Origin of the sequence: Nocardia sp. CC201C, assembly GCF_030010695.1 — a bacterium.
GTDB lineage: Bacteria > Actinomycetota > Actinomycetes > Mycobacteriales > Mycobacteriaceae > Nocardia > Nocardia otitidiscaviarum.
Genome location: NZ_JASCXP010000596.1, coordinates 1 through 3,174, shown reverse-complemented (window position 1 = coordinate 3,174; position 3,174 = coordinate 1). Strand labels below are relative to the sequence as shown.

Annotated in this window: 3 protein-coding genes; all 3 read left to right on the top strand. The window is 69.5% G+C overall.

Translation table 11 applies throughout. The features are described from left to right. Positions 1 to 21: 21 nt before the first annotated feature. A complete protein-coding gene (locus QK444_RS34620) occupies positions 22 to 1,539 on the top strand; it encodes an aldehyde dehydrogenase family protein (RefSeq protein WP_282786221.1) in 1,518 nt (505 codons plus the stop codon). Continuing rightward, the gene (locus QK444_RS34615; RefSeq protein WP_282786220.1) at positions 1,540 to 2,379 is read left to right on the top strand and encodes an SDR family oxidoreductase; all 840 of its coding nucleotides are present in this window, start codon (positions 1,540 to 1,542) and stop codon (positions 2,377 to 2,379) included. A 31-nt stretch (positions 2,380 to 2,410) separates the two neighbouring features. Next, positions 2,411 to 3,174 (top strand): PfkB family carbohydrate kinase (locus QK444_RS34610; RefSeq protein ID WP_282786219.1); only part of this gene is annotated, 764 nt, incomplete at its 3' end.

Below are 3,174 nucleotides of genomic sequence, written 5' to 3'. Positions count from 1 at the left end.
ACCGCCGCCACCGAATTCGAGGTGCGCAATCCCGCGACCGGTGAGCGGGCGGGCGTCGTGCCGATCCACTCGGCCGACGAGGTCGCCGCCAAGGTGCGCGAGCTGCGCCTGTTCCAGCCGGAGTGGGAGGCCATCGGCCCGGAGGGCCGCAAGGAGTGGTTGCTCAAACTCCAGGACTGGCTGGTGGACAATACCGATCACCTCGCCGACGTCCTGCAGTCCGAAACCGGCAAGGCGCGCATCGACTCCCTCATCGACCCGGCCTTCGCCGTCGACCTCACCGGCTACTACGCCCGCCGCGCCGCCAAATTCCTCGCCGACGAGCATCCGTCGCCGCACAGCCCGCTGGCCCGGGTGAAGACGCTGACGACGGTGTTCCGCCCCTACCCGGTGGTCGGCGTGATCACGCCCTGGAACTTCCCGCTCGCCATGCCCGCCATCGACGTCATTCCGGCGCTGGCGGCCGGGGCCGCGGTCCTGCTCAAGCCGTCCGAGGTGACACCGCTGTCGGCGCTGGAGCTGGCGCGCGGCTGGGAGGCGATCGGCGCGCCCCCGGTGTTCGCCATCGTCACCGGTGCGGGCGAGACCGGCAAGGCGGTGGTGGACAACGTGGACTACGTGCAGTTCACCGGTTCCACCGGTACCGGCCGCAAGATCGCCGCCGCCTGCACCGAACGGATGATCCCGTTCAGTCTGGAACTCGGCGGCAAGGATCCGGCCATCGTGCTGGCCGACGCCGATCTGGACCGCGCCGCGCACGGCATCGCCTTCGGCGGCCTGTTCAATGCCGGTCAGGTGTGCATCTCGGTGGAGCGGGTGTACGTGGAAGCGCCGGTGTACGACGAGTTCCTGGCCAAGCTGACCGCCGCCGTCAAGGAGATCCGCCAGGGCGTCGACGGCCGCGTACCCGAATACGACATGGGCGCGCTCGCGAACGAGAATCAGGCGCAGATCGTGCAGCGGCATGTGCAGCAGGCCGTCGACGCCGGCGCCCGGGTGCTGACCGGCGGCAAGCGCACCGGTGTCGGCACGCTGTTCGAACCGACCGTGCTGGCCGATGTCGATCACTCCATGACCTGTATGACCGAGGAGACGTTCGGCCCCACGCTGCCGGTCATGAAGGTATCCGACGAGGCGGAAGCCGTTCGGCTGGCCAATGATTCGATCTACGGCCTGTCGGCGTCGGTGTGGAGCGGCGACAAGGCGCGGGCCGAACGCGTGGCCCGCCAGCTCAACGCGGGCGCGGTGAATATCAACGACGTCTTCTCGAACATGTTCAGCTTCGCGCTGCCCATGGGCGGCTGGGGGCTGTCGGGCGTCGGTGCGCGCTGGGGCGGCCCCAACGGGGTGCGCAAGTACTGCCGGCAGCAGGCGATCACCAAACCGCTGCTGCCCACCCAGACCAAGGAACTGCTCTGGTTCCCGTATTCGCCCACCAAGCTCGCCATCGCCATGTCCGCCATGCGTGCGGCCGGCTCACGCGGTATGCGGCGGCTGAGCGTCCAAGCCGTGTTCAACACCTTCTCGGGAAAGAAGTAGATGACCGACTTCAGTTCTGTCGCAGGCAAAATCGTCGTCATCACGGGCGGCGCGCGCGGTATCGGCCTGGCCACCGCCACCGCGCTGCAGGCACTCGGCGCGCGGATCGCCATCGGTGACATCGACGAGGTCACCGTGAAAGAGTCCGGCGCGGCACGGGGTTTCGACCTCTACGACCGGGTGGACGTCACCGATCAGGCGTCGTTCGAGCACTTCCTCGACGAGGTGGAACGGCGACTCGGCCCGATCGACGTGCTGATCAACAATGCCGGGATCATGCCCACCGGCAGGCTGGTGGACGAGCCGGACCAGATCACCCGTCGGATTCTCGACATCAATGTGTACGGCGTGATTCTCGGCTCCAAGCTGGCGATCGCGCGCATGCTGCCGCGCGGGCGCGGGCACGTCATCAATATCGCCTCGCTGGCGGGTGAGACCCATATTCCGGGTCTGGCCACCTACAACGCCAGCAAGCACGCGGTGCTCGGCTTCACCGACACGCTGCGCGAGGAGTATCGCGGCACCGGCGTGCGCTTCTCCTCGGTACTGCCGACGCTGACGAAAACCGAACTGGGCTCGGGCGTTTCGGCGCCGCGCATCCTGCGGCCGGCCGAGCCGGAGGAGATCGCGGACGCCATCGCCGAGCTGATCGTGGCACCCAAATCGAAGGTGCGGATCACGGCCGTGGCCGGGGTCATCTCGCAGGTGGTGGGACTGCTGCCGGAGGCGGTGGGCGACTTCATCGCACGGTCGCTGGGTGCGTCGGACGCCTTCCTCGGCGATGTGGACGCCCAGGCGCGCAAGGCGTACGAGGAGCGGGTGCGCGGCGGCTCCGCCTAGCGCGGCGTTTTCCGTGGGTAGGGTCGGGCACATGGGTAGCGGTGCGGTCTTCGTCGGTCTGTCCACGCTGGACGTCGCCTATGCCGTGGAGCGGTACCCGGAGGAGGACACCAAGGTGCGCGCCGACGGCATGTTCCTGGGCGCGGGCGGTCCGGCTGCCAATGCGGCGGTGGCCTACGCCGGACTCTCCGGGCAGACCCCGAATCTGATCACCGCTCTGGGGAAACACGTCCTGACCGAGCCGATCCGCGAGGATCTGCGGGCGCACGGGGTGGCGGTCGTGGATACCGCATCAGAGCGGACGCAGCGCCCACCGGTGTCGTCGATCGTGGTCGCCACGGGTGCGGGCAGCCGCACCATCGTGTCCGTGGACGGTTCGGAGCAGCGTGACCCGCTGCCCGCGCCGGATACGGCGCGCTGGGCCGACGCGTCCGTGCTACTCGTGGACGGCCACTATCCCGAACTCGGCCTGCTCGCCGCCGCGTCGGCCCGACGGCTCGGCATACCCGTGGTGCTGGACGCGGGCCGCTGGCGCGAAACCCATCACGACCTGCTGCCGCTGGTGGACATCGCCATCTGCTCGGCGGCCTTCGTCCCGCCGGATACCGCGCCCGCCACCGACGCGGTGCTGGATCGGCTCCTGGCGCTGGGGCCGCGAGCGGTCGCGGTATCGCGTGGGGCGCGGCCCATCCGCTATGCCACCGCCGACGGTCGCGGGGAGATCCCGGTGCGGGCCCCGCGGGGCCGGGGCACCCACCGCGCGGGGGGAATACAGGAACGCCCCGTGTGGCAATT

Coding starts and splice junctions, on each gene's coding strand:
- QK444_RS34615 (WP_282786220.1), top strand. CDS start 1,540: ATGACCGACTTCAGTTCTGTCGCAGGCAAAATCGTCGTCATCACGGGC.